Raw genomic sequence first — 1386 nt, 5'->3', positions numbered from 1 at the left:
CGGACGGCACCAAGGGCGCGATCTTGCGCAGGGAAGGGCTGTATGAGTCCAGCATCTCGCTGTGGCGACGCCAGCGTGACAACGGCGAGCTGACCTCCGCATCTAACCCGGCCAGTGCACCCCGGGCCCGCAAGACGCCCGAGCAGCTGGAGCTGGAGCGGCTGCGCAAGGAGAACGCGGCGCTGGCGCGGGACAAGGCGCGGGCAGAGAAGAAGCTGGCGCAGACCGAGGCCGCCCTGGACATCATGGGAAAAGGTTTCGCGCTCTTGGAAATGATCTCCGAGAGCGCGGAGAACGAGCCGTCGTGACCACCGTCCGGCGCGAGACGCTGGAGTTGTTGCGGGCCGCCTGCCTGCCGATCGCAGTCTGCTGTGCGCTGACCGGGATCCCCCGCGGCTCCTACTACCGCAGCCTGCATCCGCAGCCCGAGCACGCGCCGGCACCACGCCCGGCGCCGCCGAACAAGCTGACCGAGGCCGAGCGCGAGGAGCTGATCACGGTCTTGAACAGCCCGCGCTTCGCCGACAAGGCTCCCCGCCAGGTATGGGCCGCGCTGCTGGACGAGGGCACCTACCTGGCCTCGGTGTCGACCATGTACCGGTTGCTGCGCGAGCGCGATCAGGTCCGCGAGCGCCGTGCCCAGGCCCGCCACGAGGCCCGTAAGAAGCCCTATCTGGCCGCCCGCTCCCCGAACGAGATCTGGTCGTGGGACATCACGAAGCTACCCGGTCCGGCGGAGCGACAGTTCTATGACCTGTACGTGATGATCGACATCTTCTCGCGGTACGTCGTGCACTGGGAGGTTCACCTGCGCGAATCGGGTGAACTGGCCCGGCAGTTCATGGGGAACTCCCTGCTCGCCAACGGTGGGATCGCACCCCAGACGATCCACTCCGACAACGGCACCGCGATGACCTCCAAGCCGGTCACCGACCTGCTGGCCACCTTGGACATCATCAAGTCGCACTCCCGGCCGAAGGTCAGCAACGACAACCCTTACAGCGAGGCGGCGTTCAAGACCCTCAAGTACTGCCCGGTGTTTCCCGAGCGGTTCGATTCCCTGGCCGAGGCCGAGACGTTCTGCCACCACTTCTTCCAGTACTACAACCACGAGCACTACCACGCCGGCCTGGGCCTGCACACGCCGTTCACCGTGCACATCGGCACCGCCCCGGCTATCCAGGACCGGCGCGAGCAGGCGGTCGAACGCTTCCGCACGGCCAACCCCCACCGATTCACCCGAACGCCCCGCCTGCCCAAGATCCCAACGGTCGCCTACATCAACCAGCCCGAAGAAGACCAGAACGGCGCATCCCAACCCACCCAGGAGGCCGCCTAGCGATCACCTCGGCAGAGTCCCTGTCGCACTTGACTTGACACCTACCG

At 66.7% G+C, this 1386-nt stretch carries 1 protein-coding gene and 1 pseudogene; both read left to right on the top strand.

Annotated elements, in window-relative coordinates; translation table 11 throughout:
• A pseudogene (locus ACIBVN_RS60890) lies at positions 1 to 308 on the top strand (hypothetical protein); the annotation flags it as partial.
• Positions 305 to 1339 (top strand): IS3 family transposase, encoded by a 1035-nt coding sequence (locus tag ACIBVN_RS60885; RefSeq protein ID WP_397152053.1) that lies wholly within the window; start codon positions 305 to 307, stop codon positions 1337 to 1339. The pseudogene ACIBVN_RS60890 and the gene ACIBVN_RS60885, both read left to right, overlap by 4 nt.
• The last annotated feature ends 47 nt before the right edge of the window (positions 1340 to 1386 follow it).

The sequence above is a fragment of the Nonomuraea sp. NPDC049400 genome (genome assembly GCF_044466425.1).
Lineage (GTDB): Bacteria > Actinomycetota > Actinomycetes > Streptosporangiales > Streptosporangiaceae > Nonomuraea.
Note: the sequence above shows the minus strand (reverse complement) of the source record. Positions and strands in the feature narration are given on the sequence as shown.